At 65.9% G+C, this 21457-nt stretch carries 16 protein-coding genes; 4 read left to right on the forward strand and 12 right to left on the reverse strand.

The annotated features are described in order from the left end of the window. Positions 1-4 precede the first annotated feature (4 nt). Positions 5-967: an SMP-30/gluconolactonase/LRE family protein gene (locus tag S58_RS25130; protein ID WP_015668196.1), complete on the forward strand. Its 963-nt coding sequence runs from the start codon at positions 5-7 to the stop codon at positions 965-967. A 130-nt stretch (positions 968-1097) separates the two neighbouring features. Here S58_RS25130 and S58_RS25135 read toward each other — a convergent pair whose 3' ends face one another. Both S58_RS25135 and S58_RS25140 read right to left on the reverse strand, forming a co-directional pair. Beyond that, the gene (locus tag S58_RS25135; RefSeq protein WP_015668197.1) at positions 1098-2528 is read right to left on the reverse strand and encodes an aldehyde dehydrogenase family protein; all 1431 of its coding nucleotides are present in this window, start codon (positions 2526-2528) and stop codon (positions 1098-1100) included. Between the two features lie 502 nt (positions 2529-3030). Beyond that, positions 3031-5394 carry a dehydrogenase gene (locus S58_RS25140; protein WP_015668198.1) on the reverse strand — a complete coding sequence of 788 codons (2364 nt, stop codon included), beginning with the start codon at positions 5392-5394 and terminating at the stop codon, positions 3031-3033. A 140-nt stretch (positions 5395-5534) separates the two neighbouring features. On the opposite strand from S58_RS25140, the gene S58_RS25145 reads away from it, so the two are divergent. Next, positions 5535-5996: an Lrp/AsnC family transcriptional regulator gene (locus tag S58_RS25145; protein ID WP_015668199.1), complete on the forward strand. Its 462-nt coding sequence runs from the start codon at positions 5535-5537 to the stop codon at positions 5994-5996. A 197-nt stretch (positions 5997-6193) separates the two neighbouring features. On the opposite strand, the gene S58_RS38205 is transcribed toward S58_RS25145, so the two are convergent. Next, a complete protein-coding gene (locus S58_RS38205; protein WP_160167611.1) occupies positions 6194-6352 on the reverse strand; it encodes a hypothetical protein in 159 nt (52 codons plus the stop codon). A 1247-nt stretch (positions 6353-7599) separates the two neighbouring features. Between S58_RS38205 and S58_RS25150 the strand changes: the two genes are divergently transcribed. Together S58_RS25150 and S58_RS25155 are read left to right on the forward strand one after the other, a co-directional pair. Next, complete coding sequence (locus S58_RS25150) at positions 7600-8703, forward strand: ferredoxin (RefSeq protein WP_042340205.1); 1104 nt, start codon at positions 7600-7602, stop codon at positions 8701-8703. Between the two features lie 57 nt (positions 8704-8760). Next, positions 8761-10020, forward strand: coding sequence for a 2Fe-2S iron-sulfur cluster-binding protein (locus S58_RS25155; protein WP_015668201.1), 1260 nt, complete (start codon positions 8761-8763; stop codon positions 10018-10020). Between the two features lie 205 nt (positions 10021-10225). On the opposite strand, the gene S58_RS25160 is transcribed toward S58_RS25155, so the two are convergent. From S58_RS25160 to S58_RS25200, 9 genes are all read right to left on the reverse strand, one after another. Further along, complete coding sequence (locus tag S58_RS25160; RefSeq protein WP_015668202.1) at positions 10226-11398, reverse strand: fumarylacetoacetate hydrolase family protein; 1173 nt, start codon at positions 11396-11398, stop codon at positions 10226-10228. A 114-nt stretch (positions 11399-11512) separates the two neighbouring features. Beyond that, complete coding sequence (locus S58_RS25165; RefSeq protein WP_042340913.1) at positions 11513-12466, reverse strand: DMT family transporter; 954 nt, start codon at positions 12464-12466, stop codon at positions 11513-11515. A gap of 197 nt (positions 12467-12663) precedes the next feature. Then, positions 12664-13503, reverse strand: coding sequence for an aldo/keto reductase (locus tag S58_RS25170; RefSeq protein WP_042340914.1), 840 nt, complete (start codon positions 13501-13503; stop codon positions 12664-12666). A 168-nt stretch (positions 13504-13671) separates the two neighbouring features. After that, complete coding sequence (locus S58_RS25175; protein ID WP_015668205.1) at positions 13672-16365, reverse strand: nitrate reductase; 2694 nt, start codon at positions 16363-16365, stop codon at positions 13672-13674. A gap of 19 nt (positions 16366-16384) precedes the next feature. Beyond that, on the reverse strand, positions 16385-17599 hold the full coding sequence (locus S58_RS25180) for an NAD(P)/FAD-dependent oxidoreductase (RefSeq protein ID WP_015668206.1): 1215 nt from the start codon (positions 17597-17599) through the stop codon (positions 16385-16387). Between the two features lie 4 nt (positions 17600-17603). Further along, on the reverse strand, positions 17604-18029 hold the full coding sequence (locus S58_RS25185; protein ID WP_015668207.1) for a globin family protein: 426 nt from the start codon (positions 18027-18029) through the stop codon (positions 17604-17606). A gap of 84 nt (positions 18030-18113) precedes the next feature. Further along, a complete protein-coding gene (locus tag S58_RS25190) occupies positions 18114-18908 on the reverse strand; it encodes an ABC transporter ATP-binding protein (protein ID WP_144058540.1) in 795 nt (264 codons plus the stop codon). A 10-nt stretch (positions 18909-18918) separates the two neighbouring features. After that, the gene (gene ntrB / locus S58_RS25195; RefSeq protein ID WP_015668209.1) at positions 18919-19836 is read right to left on the reverse strand and encodes a nitrate ABC transporter permease; all 918 of its coding nucleotides are present in this window, start codon (positions 19834-19836) and stop codon (positions 18919-18921) included. 64 nt (positions 19837-19900) lie between these two features. Beyond that, complete coding sequence (locus S58_RS25200) at positions 19901-21217, reverse strand: CmpA/NrtA family ABC transporter substrate-binding protein (protein ID WP_015668210.1); 1317 nt, start codon at positions 21215-21217, stop codon at positions 19901-19903. Positions 21218-21457 lie beyond the last annotated feature (240 nt).

Genomic DNA, 21457 nt, shown 5'->3' on the forward strand with positions numbered 1-21457 from the left:
CAAAATGCCCGACGGAAACGCTCAAGGCTTTCATCCTGCCACCTTCTACCCCGATCCGGCGATCCAGGCGCTCGACCCGCGCTTCGAAAAGTACTGGCTCAAACTGTCGGCCGTCGAACGGCTGGCGACGGGACTGCGGTGGGCCGAGGGTCCGGTGTGGTTCGGCGACGGGCGCTACCTGCTGTGCAGCGACATCCCCAACCAGCGCATCCTCAAATGGGAGGAGGAGACCGGGGCCGTCTCGGTGTTCCGCAAGCCGTCGAATTTCGCCAACGGCAATACTAGGGATCGCCAGGGCCGGCTCGTCACCTGCGAGCATGGCGGCCGCCGCGTCACCCGCACCGAGTATGACGGGTCGATCACGGTGCTGATGGACTCCTTCGAGGGCAAGCGGTTGAACTCGCCGAACGATGTGGTCGTCAAATCTGACGGATCGATCTGGTTCACCGATCCGACCTTCGGCCTGCTCGGCAATTACGAGGGCTACAAGGCCGAGCCGGAGATCGACACCCACGTGTACCGGATCGACGGTGCCACCGGCCAGGCGACCATCGTCGCCGAGGGCGTGCTGGGCCCGAACGGGCTGTGCTTCTCGCCCGATGAATCCATCCTCTACGTCGTCGAATCCAGGGGCGTGCCGACCCGCAAGATCCTCGCTTATGACGTGTCCGCGGATGGCACCAGGCTGTCCAACAAGCGTGTTCACATCGATGCCGGTCCGGGCACGCCAGACGGCATGCGCTGCGACATCGACGGCAATCTCTGGTGCGGCTGGGGCATGGGCAGCCCCGAGCTCGACGGCGTCATGGTGTTCGCGCCCGACGGCGCGCCGATCGGGCGCATCGCTCTGCCCGAGCGCTGCGCCAACCTCTGCTTCGGCGGCCTCAAGCGCAACCGCCTGTTCATGGCCGCCAGCCAGTCGATCTACGCGCTCTACGTGAACACGCAGGGCGCGTTGGGGGGCTGATTGGCCGTCATTGCGAGGAGCCCCCGGGTCTCGCCTCTGGCGAGCCCGAGGGCAGGCTCCGCGACGAAGCAATCCAGACTTCCTTTTTGGCCCTGGATTGCTTCGCTGCGCTCGCAATGACGGGGACCGATCAAGCCGCGTTGTAGCCCGCGACGGCCTTGACCTCGAGATACTCCTCGAGGCCGAACTTGCCCCACTCGCGGCCGTTGCCGGACTGCTTGTAGCCGCCGAACGGCGCGGTGCGGTCGTTCGGGACGCCCTGCAGGTTGACGTTGCCGGCGCGGATCTTGCGGCCGACCTCGCGGGCCTTCTCGATCGTGCCGGCCGAGACGTAACCGGCGAGACCATAGGGCGTGTCGTTGGCGATCTTGACCGCCTCGGACTCGTCCTGCGCGCCGATGATCACCAGCACCGGGCCGAAGATCTCCTCGCGCGAGATCGTCATGTCAGGCTTGACGTCGGCGAAGACGGTCGGGCGGACATAGAAGCCCTTGTTGACGCCCTCCGGCAGGCCGGGACCGCCGGCGACGAGGGTGGCGCCCTCCTCGATGCCCTTGTTGATGAGGGCCTGGATCTTGTCCCACTGGCCGCGATTGACGACCGGACCGATGGTGGTGCCCTCGCCGCGGGGATCGCCGGCCTTGGTTTTGTCGGCGACGCCCTTCGCGATCGCAGCGACTTCTTTCATCTTCGAAGCCGGCACGATCATGCGCGACGGCGCGTTGCAGGACTGGCCGGAGTTGTTGAACATGTGCATGACGCCGCCGGTCACCGCCTTGACCAGGTCGGCCCCCTCCAGGATCACGTTCGGCGACTTGCCGCCGAGCTCCTGGCTGACGCGCTTGACGGTCGGCGCGGCGCGCTTGGCAACGTCGATCCCGGCGCGGGTCGAGCCGGTGAACGAGATCATGTCGATGTCCGGATGCTCGCTCATGGCGGCGCCGACCTCCGGCCCGAGGCCGTTGATCAGGTTGAACACACCCTTCGGCACGCCCGCTTCATGCAGGATCTCGGCGAAGATCAAGGCCGACGTCGGCGTGAACTCCGAGGGCTTCAGGATCATGGTGCAGCCCGCGGCGAGCGCAGGCGCCACCTTGCAGGCGATCTGGTTGAGCGGCCAATTCCACGGCGTGATCATGCCGACCACGCCAACCGGCTCGCGCACCACCACGGACGCCGGCAGCGTCTCCTCGAACTCATATTTCTTCAGCACATCGAGCGTCGACATCAGGTGGCCGAGACCGGCGCCGGCCTGCAGCTTCTCCGCCATCGGCAGCGGCGCGCCCATCTCGTCGGAGACGGCGGCGCCGATTTCCTTCATGCGGCCCTTGTAGACGGCGATGATCTTTTCGAGCAGCGCAACGCGCTCCTCGCGCGAGGTCTGCGAAAAGGTCTCGAAGGCGCGCTTGGCGGCGGCGACGGCCTTGTCGACATCGGCCTTCGAGCCTAGCGCAACCTCGTACATCGCCTCTTCAGTCGCCGGATTCACGACCGGCGTGGACTTCTTGACGACCGGATCGACCCAGGCGCCGTCGATGTAGAATTGCAGGCGATTGACCATCGGAAAACCTCTTCACGTGGAAGCATATGGAGGGGGCGGCAGCGCGCGGGCCGGCATCCTGGCACGAACGATCCGGGGGTTGAACCCGCCACATGCGGGGTCCGGGGTTGCGCTTGGGATATAGGATCAAGCCCGCGACCGGCGCAAGCCGACGGGCCTGCGTTTCGTCGTCGCTCCATTTTGCATCGCAGCAATCGTGACACCTCCCTTTCCATTTCCACAACTCGATCATTCCGGACGGCAGAATTCCCACTCCTGCAGATTCATTTCGGAGATGTGAACTGCTTCACAGCGTGGCCCGGTCGACCCGGTTAGTGTGCCTTGCGTGGCTGCTCCAGTATCTCGAAAGGACGCTGGAAAATATTTGATAACGAACGATTTCGTCCGTCTTTACTGGGTATGTTTTTCAGCACGTAGCCTTTTGATCCAAGTTGCGACGCCGTCTCCTTCATCCAGGTGGGGGAGACGGCGCAGCTTTTTGGGGCCGCGCCATCCTCCACCCTTACACCGCCATTTTCCGATGCCGCACCGGTGCGCCGGTGAGGCTCTCGGCCGCGTCGATGATCGCGTTCGCGTCCATGCCATTGTGGCGATAGAGATCGTCGATCGTGCCGGTCTGGCCGAACTTCTCGACCCCCAGCGCCTCGACGCGATGGCCGCGCACCGAACCGAGCCAGCCGAGCGTCGCCGGGTGGCCATCGATCACGGTCACGATGCCGCAGTCGCGCGGCAGCGGCGCCAGCAGCTGCTCGATATGGCTGAGATGCTGCACGCCACGGCGATGTCGCCGCAGGCTGCGCGCTGCCGTCCACCCGGCATGCAGTCGGTCGGCCGATGTGATCGCGAGCAGGCCGACGTCACGCCGAGACTCTCCGATCAGCCCGGTCGCCTCGATCGCCTCCGGCGCGACCGCACCGGTATAGGCGACGATCACCTCCGCATTCGGCCCAGGCTTGCGCAGCCAATAGGCGCCCGCCGCGATGTCGGACTCCAGCTCAGGCGTGATGATCCGCTGCGGCTGGTCGATCGTGCGCGTCGACAGCCGCAGATACAGCGAGCCGCCCTCGCCGGCCGCGGCTTGCATGTGGGCAAAGCCCCATTTCATGATCGCCGCGAGCTCGTCGACGAAAGCCGGCTCGAACGACGACAGCCCGTCCTGCGCCATGCCGATCAGCGGCGTCGCGATCGACTGATGGGCGCCGCCTTCGGGCGCGAGCGTCACGCCCGACGGCGTCGCCGCCACCATGAAGCGCGCGTCCTGGTAGCAGGCATAGTTCAGCGCATCGAGGCCGCGCTCGATGAAGGGATCGTACAAGGTCACGATCGGCAGCAGCCGGGCGCCGTTGATGGAATGCGACAGGCCGAGCGCCGAGGCCATGATGAACAGGTTCATCTCGGCGATCCCCAGCTCGATGTGCTGTCCCTTCGGCGAGGCCGCCCAGTTGAAGGTCGACGGGATCTTCTCGCTGCGGAACAGGTCAGCCTTCTCGGCGCGCGCGAACAGACCGCGGCGGTTGACCCAGGCGCCGAGATTGGTCGAGACGGTGACATCAGGCGACGAAGTCACGATGCGCGACGCCAGCAGCGTGTCGCTGCGAGCGAGATCATTGAGGACCAGGCCGAACCCCTGCTGCGTCGACATCTGCGCGGCAGCGGTGAAGGTCAGCCGCTCCGGCACGTCGAACACGGCATCATCGAGCCGGCGGCCGTCACGATTGAACGGCACGGAGGCGAGGAACGACTCCAGCTTTGCTTCGTCCTGCTTCAGTCCCTCGAACTTGTCCCACTCGTGACCGGGGCGGATGTTCTGCTGCGCGCGCCACTTCTCCATCTGGGCAACGGTCATCAGCCCGGCGTGATTGTCCTTGTGGCCCTGGAATGGCAGGCCGACGCCTTTGATTGTGTAGGCGATGAAGCAGACCGGACGGTCATGATCGATCGACTCGAACGCCTCCAGCATGCTCGCCATGTCGTGGCCGCCGAGATTTGACATCAGCGCCAGCAGATCGTCGTCGCTGCGCTTGTCGAGCAGCCGGGTCACGTCGCCCTGGTCACCGATGTCGTCCTGAATGTGCTTACGGAACGCCGCGCCGCCCTGGAAGCACAGCGCGGCGTAGAGCTGGTTCGGGCAGTTGTCGATCCAGCGGCGCAACGCCTCGCCGCCGGGTTCGGCAAAGGCCTCGCGCATCAGCCGGCCGTATTTGACGATCACCACGTCCCAGCCGAAATTGCGGAACATGGTCTCGAACTTCTCCCACAGGCCTTCGCGCACGACGGCGTCCAGACTCTGGCGGTTGTAGTCGACGATCCACCAGGTGTTGCGCAGGCCGTGCTTCCAACCCTCGGCGAGGGCCTCGAAGATGTTGCCCTCGTCCATCTCGGCATCGCCGACCAGCGCGATCATGCGACCTTCGCGGCGGTCCTTCATCCAGCCATGCGCGTGCACGTAGTCCTGCACCAGCGAGGAGAACAATGTCTGCGCGACGCCGAGGCCGACCGAGCCGGTCGAGAAGTCGACGTCATCGACGTCCTTGGTGCGCGACGGATAGGACTGCGCGCCCTTGAAGCCGCGGAAATTCTCCAGCTTCTCGCGAGTCTGCCGGCCGAACAGATACTGGATCGCGTGGAACACCGGGCTCGCATGCGGCTTCACCGCGACCCGGTCCTCGGGGCGCAGCACCGAGAAGTACAGCGCCGACATGATGGTCGCGAGCGAGGCGGACGAGGCCTGGTGGCCGCCGACCTTCAGCCCATCGGTGTTCGGCCTGATGTGGTTGGCGTGGTGGATGGTCCAGGACGACAGCCACAGCGCCTTGCGGGTCAGCGCGTTCAGGATGTCGAGACGGTCTGACGATGGCGAGGCCATGGCGCTGCTCTCCGGGGGATTCGTTAGATCCTGGAATTTTAATCCTGTCGGCGCGGCCATAATTCTCAAATTTTCGCGCGCGGCGGGGTATTATTGGGATATTTTCCCGTCCAATCGCCTCCTTCAGGGATACTCTCCCAATGTCCGACCTCGACGCCATCGACCGCAAGATCCTCGGCCATCTCCAGGCCGACGGCCGCATCACCATGCAGGAGCTCGCCGGCAAGGTCGGGCTCTCGGTGTCGCCCTGCCATCGCCGCGTCAAACTGCTGGAGGAACGCGGCGTCATCACCCGCTACATCGCGAGCGTCGACCAGAAGGCGCTGGGACTGCACGTCTCCGTCTTCATCTCCATCAAGCTGGCGCGGCAGAAGGAGGAGGACCTGAAGCGGTTCGAAAAAGCGATCTCGGCCTGGCCCGAGGTGCTGGAGTGCTATCTGATGACCGGCAATCGCGACTACCTGCTGCGCGTGGTCGCGGCCGATCTCTCCTCCTATGAGGCGTTCCTGAAAACCAAGCTGACGCGGCTCGACGGCATCGCCTCGATCGAGTCGAGCTTCGCGCTGAGCCAGGTGAAGTACTCGATTGCACTGCCGGTGTAAGGCACGTCGCCTCGCAACCCATCGCCGTCGCCCCTGCGAACGCAGCGGCCCATGCGCGGCGGCGGCTGTGGCGAAACAAGACTGGTCCGGCATCGCACGCAACAACACCTCCGTGTGGTTGATCCCGGATCTGCGCGTGCTGCCGGACAACGCTACGCGTTGCCGGGCGCACGTTTGTCCGGGACGACAGCGGAGGGCTAGGCGACATTTTCCGTCATCGCGAGCGCAGCGAAGCGATCCAGAGCCATACGAACGGCCGGGATTGCACCAAAAGTCTGGATTGCTTCGCTGCGCTCGCAATGACGCCCGTGGTCTCTTTCAATGCTCACAGTGTCCGACAGCACTTGCTGATCCATGCGAATACACCTCCGCGATCTCGCGGCGCGTGTTGCGTCCGAGCTTTGATCCAGCATCGCCCTCCTCAAACAGAGGGCGCAGGGAAGGCCGGGCGCTGGCCGCGCCCGTGGCCCGCCTGCGAAAAAAATGCAGGCGGCAGGTACCACAGGTCTGGCCGAACACGCCCGGCCCTCCCTGCGCGATGGTTTTGACGGCTGCTTCGCGTTCTCCCTGGTGCGCCGGGCTTGTTGGCCACCATCACGAGCGCGATGCGGTCAAGCATCATCACTCGCTTGACACCAGCATCGGGGTGCCAGGACCGCGCGACTTGACCGTGCGTGCATCATTGTTCGTCCGCGCGAATGATCACGCTGCAACGATACACGCCCATCGCATTCCGCTGCCGACGTCCATGACGACCGCGATACGTCCCCTCCGACGCAACGGAACGGGCCGGACTCTAATGCTGATTTTACGAAACTGGCAAGCGGTTTATTTTTCAGCGGAGGGCTGGACAGGATTTTCGCACGCGACCTGATTTGCCCGACGTGCAGCCAAACGCCGCCGCGGTCCGTAACGGAAACGGAGAGTTGCGGTTCCTCATGGTGAGGAGCGCCGAAGGCGCGTCTCGAACCATGAGGCCCGAGCTGGGGCCTCGCCCTTCGAGACGCCCGCCTTCGGCGGGCTCCTCAGGGCGAGGAGAGGAGGCTTGCCGCGAGACCTGAGACGTCAGTGGGCCAGCACGGCGTTCGCGTACTCTTCGTGAGGGCAACGCTCATGCTTGAAGACAGCTCTGCTTTCGGGTGCGCCCCTCAGGTGAGGAGGCGCGCAGCGCCGTCTCGAAGCATGAGCGCACCAATAGAATCTGCACGCGCGGCGCCTTGATCAGGCCCACGCTGTGTCACAGCCGAGGCCGTCATTGATCCAGATCAAGTACTCTCGAAAACATCTCTCGATCCGGATCAAATCCTTGAAGTTCCTCGATTTGATCCAGATCAAACGGCCGCAGGCCGACCGCAGCATGGCCCAGGGACGTCCATATTGGCCGTCAAAAAGCGCCACATCTCGCCGTCAGATTCCGCGATACAGCATGCGCTGATGACGCGAACTAACAGGCTTGGCGGAACAGTCCGGCCCGTCGTCGTCACACCAGCGCGGCCGTACAGAGAAACCAGCGTCCTGGAAAGCAATGCGAAACAACAGCGCTCAACGTTCGGCCCAACACCACTACGCTTCGCACCAACGGCAGGCACGGCCCCTCACCCACGTGGCGGTGAACGTGTCTCCCGCCCGATATCAGCCGGCGGCGCAGCCCGGCAGCCGCAGCACCGGGCGGGCCGAGCGGCGGTTCTGGCTGACGATGCAGACCGTGATGCTGGTCGTCGGCGTGCTGCTGGTGAACCTGCTGCTGTTCTTTCCTCCCGTCGGCATCGCGCTGATGTGGAATCTGCTGATTCCGATCGCGCCGGCGCTGGTGACGATCTCGCCGGGCCTGTGGCGCAACATCTGCCCGATGGCGACCTTTCATCTGCTGCCGAACAAGATGGGCATCTCGCAGAACATCCGGATGCCGGAATGGGGTGCGGCGACCTTGGCCGTGATCGGCGTGACGCTGCTCTTCATCGTCGTGCCGATGCGGCGCATCGGACTCAATGTCGACGGCCCGCTGACCGCGTTGATGCTGCTCTCCGCCGCGTTCATGGCGTTCGCGATGGGCTCGGTGTTCGAGATGCGCTCGGGCTGGTGCACCTCGCTGTGCCCGATCCACCCGGTCGAGCGGCTCTACGGCACCAATCCGGCGCTGACCTTCAAGAACGCCCGCTGCAACATCTGCGAGGCCTGCAGCAATCCTTGCCCCGACTCCACGCCGGAGCTGACGCCGACCGCGGGCGTGCCCACCAAGGTGCAGCAGTTCCTCGGCAACTTCCTGATCGGCAGCTTTCCGGGCTTCGTCTGGGGCTGGTTCCAGGTGCCGGATTATCCGCCGCAGCAGGTCGACCAGGCTGCAATCATCACCGCCTATGTCTGGCCGTTTGGCGCCGCGGTCATCAGCTACGTCATCTTCAGGTTCGGCGAGCACCTGCTGCGCTACAAGCCGGCCACCCGCACCAAGATGCATCGCATCTTCGCCGCAGCCGCGATCAGCACCTACTACTGGTATCGCCTGCCCGGCCCGGCATCATTGCTGCCGGACTGGTTTCCGCTGGTCTCGCACCTCGTCACGACACCGTTCTTCTTCTGGTTCCTGGTGCTGCGCAGCCCGAAGGTGAGCTGGCTGAAGCGGCCGGTGATGGCGTCGAACTACTGGTCGAGCCGGTTCGAGACCACCGCCAACAAGAACCTGATCCGCGTCACGCCCGGCAAGGCGTGATCCCGCAGCATCCTCTCAGCAATCACAGTCACAGCGTATCCGATCGGGGAGTTGATCATGTCGAACTTCAGGACCGTCACCGTCAAGGGCCGCCAGTTCCGCGTCCGCGCGGGCGACGTGCTGCTCGATGGCGCGCTCGCCAACGGCGTCGAGATCCCGTTCGACTGCCGCGCCGGCACCTGCGGCACCTGCATGGTTCATGTCTCCAAGGGCCAGACGGTGTGCGGCGAGACGCACACGCAAGGCATGATCTATGCGTGCCAGGCACGCGTGGTGTCCGATCTCGATGTCGAGATGGAGGACGTGCCCGAGATCGATACCAGCAAGGCGCGGCTCGTCGGCCTGCGCGAGGTCGCGCCCGACATCATGGAGCTGATGATCGCCCCTGAGAAGAGCATCAGCTATCTGCCGGGGCAGTATTTCAAGTTCACCTTCAACGGCTATCCGGCACGCGCCTACAGCCCGACGGCGTCGTTCGACGGCCGCATCGGCGGCCGCGTCATCCATCTCAACATCAAGAAGGTGCGCGGCGGGCGTGTCACGACTGCGCTCGGCAGCGGCATTCGTCCCGGGCATCGGCTGCGCATCCAGGGTCCGTACGGCCACGCGTTTCTTCGTCCGGGCGGCACCGGCCGGCTGATCCTCGTCGGCAGCGGCACCGGCTTCGCACCGATCTGGGCGATCGCGGCGATGGCGCTGCGCGAGAACCGCAGCCGGCCGATGGTGATCATCGCCGGCGCCAAGAAGCTGCAACAGCTCTACATGACGCCGATCCTGGCGCAATTGGCGCGGCTGCCGAACGTGACGATCATTCCGACCGTCGAGGAAGGCCCGATCGATCATCCCTCGATCCGCACCGGGCGCATCGAGCCGCACATGCCGACACTGACAGCCTCCGACGTCGTCTATGCCTGCGGCTCGCCGCGCATGGTCAGCGCGCTCGCCGGCATGGTCGAGAAGGCCGGCGCGACCTTCTATGCCGACCCGTTCGACTCCGCGCCGCCGGAAGCGCCGTCCGGCCTGATCGGACGCATCAAGACGCTGGTGGCGCGACGGCCGGCCGAGCCGGAGCCGAGCCGCGACAGCGGCAAGGGCCGCGAGGCCTCGCTCGATCCGTTCGAGCGCGCGCTGTCGCTGGTGCCGAAGGATCCGATCGATGACGATCTCGGCCTGCGCCGCCCCGAGCCACGCCGCAGCACAGCCGCCGAGCGCGACCATGCGCTATCGCTGGTCCACGAGCGCGCCGCGCGCGGCGATCCCGCGCGGCTGCAGGAGAGGACACGCCGCGCGGGCGAGATGGCGTCGGGGCATGTGTGAGGAAGCGCCTGCCCCATCCCCGCCGTCACTCCGGGGCGCTCGCGTCAGCGAGCGAGCCCGGAGTCCATAGCCACGAAAGGAAGTGACGAGGCACGATCGTCGCTCAGTTCGTATCACTCACGACCGCTGCGGCGTACGGATTCCGGGCTCGCGCTGCGCGCGCCCCGGAATGACGGCGTATGTGGATGCGTCGTGGGCTCAAATTTCAAATCAGCTTGCGCCGTGCCAGGCTGCGCATCAGCGCGCCGACCCCGAAGGTCCACGGCTCGCATTCGTCGCTGTTGCGCATGCGGTTGACGAGGCGGCCGAGCTGCGGGGCTGAAATGGTGACGATGTCGTCGCGCTTGTGGGTGAAGCCCTGCCCCGGTGCGTCGCGGTCCTTCACCGGCGCGAACATGGTGCCGAGGAACAGCGCAAAGCCGTCGGGATATTGATGCACGGCGCCGATGGTCTGGGCGACGAGGTCGGTCGGATCGCGGCTGATCTTCGAAATCGAGGAATGGCCGTCGAGCACGAAGCCGTCGCTGCCGGTGACGTTCAGCGCAACGTCCATCTTCCTGACGTCGTCGAGCGTAAAACTCTTGTCGAACAGGCGCAGCAAGGCGCCGATGGCGCAGGAGGCGTTGTTGTCCTTGGCCTTGGACAGCAGCAGCGCCGAGCGGCCCTCGAAGTCGCGCAAGTTCACGTCGTTGCCGAGCATGGCGCCGACGATCCTGCCGCGGCTCGACACCGCCAGCACGACCTCCGGCTCCGGGTTGTTCCAGGTCGATTTCGGATGCAGTCCCGCATCCATGCCGGTGCCGACCGACGACAAGGTGGGCGCCTTGGTGAAGACCTCGGCATCGGGGCCGATGCCGACCTCGAGATACTGGCTCCAGGCGTTCTGCTCGATCAGCACCTGCTTGAGGTGCATCGCCTGGTCGGAGCCAGGCTTCAGCTTGGAGAAATCGTCGCCGACGAGACGCACCACCTCGGTGCGGATCGCCTCGGCGGAGGCCGGATTGCCGCGCGCGCGCTCCTCGATGACGCGCTCCAGCATCGAGATCGCGAAGGTGACGCCGGCGGCCTTCAGCACCTGCAGGTCGACCGGCGCCAGCAGCCAGGGTTTGGCGGGATCGCGGCGGTCGGGCGGGGTGTTGGCGAGAATGTCGGCGAGATCGCCGATGCGCTGTCCGCCCATGCCGCGGAGCGCGCTGGCAGGATCGTCCTGCTCGCACAGCGCGCTGACCGTCGGGAAAGCCGAGGTGACGTCATAGACGCCATCATCGCGGACGGCCACGACGGCCGGACCATCGACGTCGGGCCGCCAGACCCGGCCGACAAGCGTTCCGCTGGTGCCGTCATCGGGCAATACGGATTCGGGCGTGAGATTAATCATGACGGCGTGCTCCCCTGTTGTTCTTGTTGCTCAGGGCACACCTAGCATCGGCGCTGGCCGGCTCCAAGCCACGCACAGTCTCATTCTGGGCGGAGCGGAGCGACGGAGCGCCGCTCAGGGATTCGGCGAGCTCTCGCCGGCGACCTGCAGCAGTTGCGAGCGGCGGACGCGCTCGCGATGGGCGGTGTAGAGGCCGCTGGAGACGATGAAGGCGGCGCCGACGATGGTCCAGACGTCGGGCACCTCGCCGAACACCAGGAAGCCGAGGATGCTGACCCACAGCAGCTGGGTGTAGGAGAACGGCGCCAGCACCGAGGCGTCCGCATAGCGGAACGCCAGCACCACGATCCACTGCCCCATGGTCGAGGCGACCCCGACCAGCACGCCGAAGGCGATGTCCTGCCAGGACGGCGTGGTCCACACGAACGGCACCATCGCCGAGAGCAGGCAGACGCCGGCGATCGACGAATAGGACATGATCGTGATCGCGTGCTCGCGCCCGCTCATCATGCGCGTCATGATCAAGGTGCAGGCCCAGGCGAAGGCCGAGACGATCGGAAACAGCGCGGCAAGATGGAACGCGCCGGTGCCGGGTCGAAGGATGACGAGAACGCCGCACAGGCCGACCGCGGTCGCGATCCAGCGCCGCAGGCCGACCTTCTCGCTGAGGAAGATGATCGACAGCGCGGTGACGAACAGCGGCGCGACGAAACCGGTGGCGGAAGCTTCGGCAATCGGCAGATAGCGCAGGCCGGTGATGAAGAAGACCGAGGACCCCAACAGCGCAACGCCGCGCAGCAACTGGAACTTGAGCTGTCCGGTGCGCATCGCAAACAGCGGCGAGCCCGGGATCATCGCCGGCACCATGATCAGCGCGAATACGACGAAGCGGATCCAGGTGATCTCGATCGAGGGCAGCGTCTTCGACAGATATTTTGCCGTCACGTCCGAGGTGCCGAGGAACACGGTCGACAGCAGGATCAGCGCGATGCCGCGGAACGGCCGGTCGGCGCGGGCGGGCGCGCGCTTGCGCTGATCTCGCGGCTTCTCCTGCACGGACGTGGGCACGTCGTCGAGGCGCGCGGCGGCAGCCGCACTCGGTGGCGGGGTCACGGTCGAACTCGAAGTTGAGGAGACAGGACGATTCGGTGAGTGGCGACAAAACGCCAATCACGGCGTCGCGACAACCCATGGAAAGCGGGCAGCCGATATGCGCTGGCTACGCGCCGGAGTAGCAAACATCCGTAATTTTCCGTGATGCTGCACTACAGCATGGGCAGGCCGCGCGGCTTGGGCCCGCGCGGAAAGGCGCGGTCGATCGCGGCGATCTCGGCTGCGGTGAGATCGATGTCACCGGCCGCGGCGTTCTGCTCGGCATGCTCCGGCCGCGACGCTTTGGGGATCGCGAGCAGCGACGACGCCCGCGTCAGGAAAGCGAGCGCGACCTGGCGCGGCGTTGCGCCGTGCTGTTCGGCGATCCCTTGCAGTACCTCGCCGCCGGTGCTGCGGCGTTCCGGAAAGTCGTCATGGCCGAACGGCGAATAGGCGACCACGGCGACGCCGTGCTGGCCGCACCACGGGATGACCGCATGCTCGATGGCGCGCTCCTGCAGATGGTAGAGCACCTGGTTGCAGGCGATCTTGCCCTCGCCCGCGACGTCGAGCAGTTCTTCGAGATCGTCGACGTCGAAATTGCTGACGCCCCAGGACGCGATCTTGCCGGCGGCCTTCAGCTCCTCGAACGCTGCCACCGTCTCCTCCAGCGGATGGGAGCCCGGCCAATGCAGCAGATAGCAGTCGAGGCGGTCGGTCTTGAGCCGCTTCAGCGAACGCTCGCAGGCGGTGATGGTGCCCTTGCGCGAGGCGTTGCTCGGCAGCACTTTCGACACCAGGAACACCTCGTCGCGCCGCCCGGCGATCGCCTCGGCGATGACCAGCTCGGCATCGCCATACATCTCCGCAGTGTCGATGTGGCTCATGCCGAGATCGAGCCCACGCCGCAACGTGGCAATGGCGCGGCTGCGATCGGCGTGGTCGAGATACCAGGTGCCCTGCCCGATAACGGAGACGCCAGCCCCGCCGGTTCCGAATGTCTTGTGCTTCATGCGGGCGAGCATAGAGGATGGGGCGCGCGTCGTCGATCACCCCACGCCGTCATTGCGAGGAGCCGCAGGCGACGAAGCAATCCAGAGTCGTCGCGGGACCCTGGATTGCGTCGCTTCGCTCGCAATGACGAGGGCTGCGCCCTCGTCCGACCGCCGCAGCGCTTTGCTTCAGCTCGCCACCTTCACGGAGCCTGCGTCCTGCGCCGGCACCTGCGCGATCAGCCGCTTCATCTCGGGAATGCACGAGCCGCAATTGGTGCCGGCCTTGAGCTGCGCACCGATCGCGGCCGGCGTGCGCGCGCCGGCCGCGATCGCGTCGCAGATCGTGTCGCGGCCGACGCCGAAGCAGGCGCAGACGATCGGGCCGCCGCCGACGCCATCGGGCGCGCGGCCGGACAGCAGCATGCGGCGCTGCTCGTCGTCGAGGCGATCGGCGGAAAACATCGTCTTCACGACGTTCCAGTCGCCGGCATCGTGGCCCGGTCCGACGAAGACACAGGTCGCGATGCGGTCGCCGGCGAACGACGCGGCGCGATAGACGCCGCCGCCGACATCCATGTAGTCGGCGACGTCGTCGGTGGCGTGGGCCTTCAGCCAGGCCGGCCAGCGCATGAGGTCGCCATTGTCGGCGAACAGATAGCCGAAGCCGCCCGAAACCGTGGCGCGCACCCACCACAGATTGGACGGCAGCGCGAGCTCGGTGCGCGACAGGATGAAGCCGCGGAACACGTACTCGTAGGGGCTGATCGCGGCCGGCGTCGCCTTGGCCTCGGGTTGGCCGGAGAACGGATCGGTGTGGGAGGCGACCAGCGCGCCGACACGGCCATGCGAGGCATTGCTCTCGTTCCAATGGATCGGCGCGAACAGCATGCCGCGCTGCTGCCGCTCGCTGACCACGACCTTGAGGATGCACTGGCCGTGATCGGTGATCACCTTGGCGAAGCCGTCATGCATCAGGCCGTATTTCAGCGCATCGTCCGGATGCACCTCGACGAACGGCTCCGGCAGATGTGCCCCGAGCCGCGGGCTCAGGCCCGTGCGGGTCATCGTGTGCCACTGGTCGCGGATGCGCCCGGTGTTCAGGCGCAACGGGCGCGCGGCGGTGGTCTCGTCGCGCAGCGCCGGCACCTCGGGGGCGACGAAGCGCGCCTTGCGATCGTTGGTGAAGAAGGCGCCATCGGCGAAGAAGCGTGGTGACGGCGGCTTGCCCGCAGGCGCCGGCCACTGCACCGGCGCCAGAGAGTCATATTCATCGTCGCTGAGCGTCGCCAGCGCGCCGATGTCGAAGTCGCGGCTGCCGTCGTTCTCGAACGCCGACAGCGCCGCATGCTCGCGGAACACGTCGGCCGCAGACATGTAGTCGAAAGCCGCAGTGTGGCCGAGCCGCTTGCCGACCTGGCTGACGATCCACCAGTCCGGCATGGCCTCGCCGGCCGGCGCCAGGAAGGCGCGCTGGCGCGAGATGCGCCGCTCGGAATTGGTCACGGTGCCCGACTTCTCGCCCCAGGCCTGCGCCGGCAGCAGCACGTGGACGCCGGCATCGACGGTGTCGTTGGAGCGGACGTTCTCGGAGACGACCAGCAGCTCGAGCTTCTTCAAGGCAGAGCGGACCAGATCGGCGTCCGGCAGCGACACCGCCGGATTGGTGCCGATCACCCACAGCGCCTTGATCTCGCCGCGCGCGATCGCCTCGAACATCGCGACCGCCTTCAGCCCCTCATGGGTGGCGATGTCGGGCGCCTTCCAGAAGCGGCGGACACGATCGATGTCCGGCGGCGTGAAGCCCATATGGGCGGCGAGCTGGTTGGCGAGGCCGCCGACCTCGCGGCCGCCCATCGCGTTGGGCTGGCCGGTCAGCGAGAATGGCCCCATGCCGGGCTTGCCGATGCGCGCGGTGGCGAGGTGGCAATTGAGGATCGCATTGACCTTGTCGGTGCCCTGCGCCGACTGGTTGACCCCCTGCGAATACAGCGTGACGACCTTGGGCGTGTCGCGGAACAGCTTGAAGAAGGCGGCGACGTCAGGCTCGGACAGGCCGGTGGCGAGCGCGGTCGCTGCGGTGCTGCCGGCAAGGCTGCGGGCGCGTGCGAGGGTCTCGTCAAAGCCCGCCGTGTGGCGCGCAATGTAGTCGCCATCGAGCGCGCCGCTGTCGGCGAGGTGCACCAGCAGGCCGGAGAACAGCGCCGCATCGGTGCCCGGCTTCAATCCCAGGAACAGATCGGCTTCGCTCGAGGTGTCGGTGCGGCGCGGATCGATGACGACGAACTTGGCCCCACGGGTCTGCTTGTTGGCCAGCATGCGCTGGTACAGCACCGGGTGGCACCAGGCCGCGTTGCTGCCGACGAAGACGAGAAGATCGGCCTGGTCGAGATCCTCATAGGTGCCGGGCACCGTGTCGGCGCCGAAGGCGCGGCGGTGGCCGGCGACCGACGAGGCCATGCACAGCCGCGAATTGGTGTCGACATTGGCCGAGCCGAGAAAGCCCTTCATCAGCTTGTTGGCGACGTAGTAGTCCTCGGTCAGCATCTGGCCCGAGAGATAGAACGCGACCGCGTCCTCGCCGTCGCGGGCGACGATATGCTTCAGCCGGGTCGCGACGTGGTCGAGCGCATCGCTCCACGCCACCCGCTGCATGCCGCCCTTGCAGCGGATCATCGGATAGAGCAGCCGGCTCTCGAGCCCCAGCGTCTCGCCGAGCGCCGAGCCCTTCGAGCAGAGCCGGCCGAGATTGGCCGGATGCGACGGATCTCCGGAGATCGCGGCGCCGCCGCTGCCGTCGGGCGTGGCCAGCACGCCGCAACCGACGCCGCAGTAAGGACAGGCCGTGCGCACCGTGCGCAGCTTCGTATCGACTGTCGTCATCGTCGTGCGCGGCCCCTTCTCACGCTGCCTGCGGCCGCGCTGCTGCGCGGCCAAACATCATCGCCGTCCGGATCGATGCAATCGGCTCGCGGTTGCGGATCAGGTCGCGATACCACAGCGCGTCCTGAGTCTCCCCGATCAGCACGGCGCCGGTGAGGCGGCCGTCGGCGACGACGAGCTTTTTGTAGATGCCGCGCCTGGCATCGTTCAGCACCATCGCCTCGCTGCCCTCGGCCCCCATGAAATCACCGGCCGAGAACACCGACACGCCCGAGACCTTGAGATTGGTCGAGACGACGCTGCCGCCATAGGCCGCCTTGCGACCGGCCAGATGCCGCGCCAGCACCCGCGCCTGCTCATAGGCCGGCTCCACCAGGCCATAGCAGGTGCCGCGATGCTCGGCGCATTCACCGAGCGCGAAGATGCCCGGCGCCGAGGTCTGCATCGCATCGTCGACGACGATGCCACGGTTGACGGCAAGCCCCGCCTCCTTCGCCAAGGTCACGTTCGGCCGGATGCCGGCAGCGAAGATCACCGCGTCCGCGGCGAGGCGCCGCCCGTCGGCCAGCTCGACGCCCTCGACGCGGCCTTCGCCGTGGATGGAAGCCGTGCTGGCATTGAGCAGAACCTCGATCCCCTTGCGCGCCACCAGCGACTTCAGCAACGCGGCGGCCGGCGCATCGAGCTGGCGTTCCATCAGGCGGTCCATCAGGTGCAACAACGTCACCTTGGCGCCGGCACGCGCCAGACCATAGGCCGCTTCCAGCCCGAGCAGCCCGCCGCCGACCACCACCACGCGGCCTTTCTTCGCCGCCAGCGCCAGAAGCACGTCGGTATCGCGGCTGTCGCGGAACGTGTGCACGCCCGGCAGATCCGCGCCCGGCACCGGAAGCCGCAGGGGCAGCGAACCGGTGGCCAGGACCAGGCGCGAGAACGCCACGTTCTCGTCGTTCTCGATCTGGAGCTCGCGGCGGCCGACATCGAGGCCGGTCGCGCGCGCGCCGTACTTCAACGTCACGCCGCGCTCGCGCCACCAGGACGCCGGCTTGAGCTCGATCTCGTGTGATTCGGCCTCGCCGGCCAGCACCGATGACAGCAGCACGCGGTTGTAAGCGAGCCGCGGCTCTTCGCCAATGACGGCGATCGCATAGCGGCCGAGCGCGGTCTGCGACAGCTCCTCGACCAGCTTTGCAGCGGCCATTCCATTGCCGACGATGACGAGTGGTTCGCTCAAGGATCTACTCCGCCGCCTGCGCCTTGCCGTAGGCTTCTGAAATCATGTAGCCGGACAGCGTGCCGTAGGCGGCCGTCCAGGCCTGTGCAACGTCATCGGTCCATGCGTCACCGAGCCCCTTCTCCAGCGTCCATAGCAGCGCGGACCCCACGACGGGATAATGCTCCGGCTTGGCGCCGTAGCCGACATGACGCTTGGCGAGCGCGCTCGCCGCCGGCAGGATCGCCGGCAAATTGGTCAACCCGTTCACGACGACCGCCAAGGTCGCCATCAGCTTCTTGCGCTGCTCGGTGAGATCGTCGGGAAACATTGCGCGGACCTGCGGCGCGACCTCGAACAGGCGATCGTAAAAGATCGTCGCGGCCTGATCGGAGATCGGCGCGACCTTGGCGAAGCTATCCTGAACCAATTCGATCTGAGACGGCGTCATCGGAAATCCTTAGGTTGGAAACGAGAACCCGTTAGTCGCCCGGGGCGGAGGACGGTTCGATTCGTCCTCGGCCTTCCGAAATCGTCACGCCGCCTCGACGAAGCGATGCCGCTCATAAAGGAATTCCAGCACGCGCTGGCGGCACTTGACGTAGGTGGCGTTGGTCGCGAGCTCGAGCCGCTTGCGTGGACGCGGCAGCGCAACCTCGAGCACCTCGCCGATATGCGCACTCGGACCATTGGTCATCATCACGATGCGGTCGGACAGCAGCACGGCCTCGTCGACGTCGTGCGTGATCATCAGGATGGTGTTGCCGAGCTTCTGATGCAGCGCCATCACCGAGTCCTGCAGATGGGCCCGCGTCAGCGCGTCGAGCGCGCCGAACGGCTCGTCGAGCAGCAGCACTTTCGGCTCCATCGCCAGCGCACGCGCGATGCCGACGCGCTGCTTCATGCCGCCGGAGATCTCGTTGGGCCGCTTGTCCTTGGCATGGCCCATCTGAACGAGATTGAGATTGTGCATGGTCCAGGCGTCGCGCTCGGCCCGAGTCTTGGTCTTGCTGAACACCTTGTCGACGCCGAGCCGCACGTTCTCGTAGACGGTGAGCCAGGGCAGCAGGCTGTGGTTCTGGAACACGACGGCACGGTCGGGCCCCGGCGAATTGACCTCGCGCTCCTCCAGCAGCACGCCGCCGGTCGTCGCGGTGGTGAGTCCGGCGACGATGTTGAGCATCGTCGACTTGCCGCAACCGGAATGACCGATGATCGAGACGTACTCCCCCTTTGCGATCGAGAGATTGATGTCCTTCAGCACCTCCGTGGTGGCAGTGCCGCGGGTAAAAGTCTTGTCGACATGGTCGAGCTTCAGATAGGCCATGATCTTGTCCCTCTCAGTTCGTTGCGGTGCCGCGGGTGACGACCTTGCCAACGAAGGCAATCAGGCGGTCGAGCACGAAGCCGATGATGCCGACATAGAACAGCGCCAGGATGATCTCGCTGATATGCGAGGAATTCCACGCATCCCAGATGAAGAAGCCGATGCCGACGCCGCCGATCAGCATCTCGGCCGCGACGATCGCGAGCCATGACAGGCCGATGCCGATGCGCAGGCCCGTGAAGATGTAGGGCGCGGCCGCCGGGATCATGATCTTGGCGAAGAACTCCAGCGGATTGAGCTGCACGACAGCCGCAACGTTGCGGTAGTCCTGCGGGATGTTACGGATGCCGACGGCGGTGTTGATGATGATCGGCCACACCGAGGTGATGAAGATCACGAAGATCGCCGACGGCTGGCCGTCGCGGAACGCGGCGAGCGACAGCGGCAGCCAGGCCAGCGGCGGGATCGTGCGCAGCACCTGGAAGATCGGATCGAGACCGCGCATCGCCCACACCGACTGGCCGATCAAGGTGCCGACCGCGACGCCGACGATTGCGGCGATCGCGTAGCCGATCGCGACACGGCGCAGGCTGGCCTCCAGGTGCCAGAACAGCCCCTTGTCGATGCCGCCATGGTCGAAGAACGGATCGAGGATCAACTCGCGGGTGTCCATGAACACGCGCGACGGCGGCGGCAGCGCCGAGCCGGCGCGGCGGCAGAGCAGCTCCCAGACGATCAGGAACAGCGCCAGCACGATCAGCGGCGGCACGACGCGTACCGCGACCTCGCGGGCCATCTTCACATAGCGCTCGGCACGCGGCGGCTGCTTCGGCGTCATCGTCACGACGGACGCAGACGTGACGGACGCAGACGTGGACGCCGTCGGCACGACGTTGGGGGCGCGATCATTGGTCAACGCTGGCATGGACATCGGAAAGTTTTCTCCGTGCAATGAGAGGGGCCGCGCGCTCCTCCGCGCGCGGCGAGAATCCTGATCAGACGTCGACGCGCTTGATCGACAGCGACTTCAGATAGGCGGCCGGATCTTCCGGATCGAATACCTTGCCATCGAAGAACGTCTCCTTGCCGCGCGACTTGGCGGTCGGGATCTCAGCGGCGGCCACGCTCAGCTCCTTGGCGGCCTCGCGCCAGATGTCCTCGCGGTTGACCTTGGCGATCAGCGATTTGGCATCGAAGCCCGCTTCATATTTGCCCCAGCGGATGTCCTCGGTGATGAACCAGAGGTCGTGGCTCTGGAACGGATAGGAGGCGAAGTCGCGCCAGTACTTCATGATGTGCGGCGAGTTCTCGACCACCTTGCCGGTGCCGTAGTCGAACTTGCCGGCGGTGCGCCCGGCGACGTCCTCGACCGGGCAGTTCATCCACTGCCGCTTGGCCATGATGGTCGCAAGCTCCTGCTTGTTCTCCATCTTGTCGCACCACTGCTGGGCCTCCATGATCGCCATGGTCAGCGCCTTCGCGGCCTTTGGATATTTGTCGACATAGGCTGACCGCATCGCGAAGGACTTTTCGGGATGCTTGTTCCAGATCTCGCCCGTGGTGACGGCGGTATAGCCGATGCCCTGGTTGACGAGCTGCGCATTCCACGGCTCGCCGACGCAGAAGCAATCCATCGTGCCGACCTTCATGTTGGCCACCATCTGCGGCGGCGGCACCACGATGGTCTCGATGTCCTTGTCCGGATCGATGCCGCCGGCCGCGAGCCAGTAGCGCAGCCAGAGATCGTGGGTGCCGCCCGGGAAGGTCATCGCCGCCTTCACCGATTTGCCGGCCGCCTTCTTCTTCTCCAGCGCAGCCTTGAACGGCGCGGTATCGAGGCCGAGCTTCAGGTCCGCATATTCCTTGCCGACCGAGATGCACTGCGCGTCGAGATTGAGCCGCGCCAGGATGTACATCGGCGTCGGCTGGTTGTTCTGCGTCACCTTGCCCGAGGAGATCAGATACGGCATCGGGGTCAGGATGTGCGCGCCGTCGATGCCGTTGCCTTCGGAGCCGAGCACGAGGTTGTCGCGCGTGGTGCCCCACGAGGCTTGCTTCTGCACGTCGACGTCGGGCATGCCGTATTTGGCGAAGATGCCCTTGTCCTTGGCGACGAACAGCGGGCCGGCATCGCTGAGCGCGATGAAGCCGAGCTTGGCGCTGGTGACTTCCGGCCCTGCCCCCTGGGCGAAGGCTCCGCCCGGCAAGTTCAGCTTCGCGGCTGCAAGCAGCGCAGCCGTGCCTGCGCCGGCCTTGAGAAGCTGACGACGGCTGAGGCCGTTGCGGCGAGCAGGATTGGCAGTCTTCGTCATGAGTGCTGTCGTCCTTTGTGTGAAGAGCGCTCGATGGGTGAAATGGCCGTCCGTTGCGGGTCGCTGCACCACGCACAGGAGGGCGTGTTCCGAGGAAGCCTCGGAAGGGGCAGCGTCACGATTCGGATGTGGGTACACGGACGGCATCGATGGCGTCGCCCAAGGTCTTTCAAGCTTCGTGCCAACGCACCAATTTGGAATTTTCAGGCTAGTTCAATCGCTTAGTGGATGCATAACAAT

Origin of the sequence: Bradyrhizobium oligotrophicum S58, assembly GCF_000344805.1 — a bacterium.
Taxonomy (GTDB): Bacteria; Pseudomonadota; Alphaproteobacteria; order Rhizobiales; family Xanthobacteraceae; genus Bradyrhizobium; species Bradyrhizobium oligotrophicum.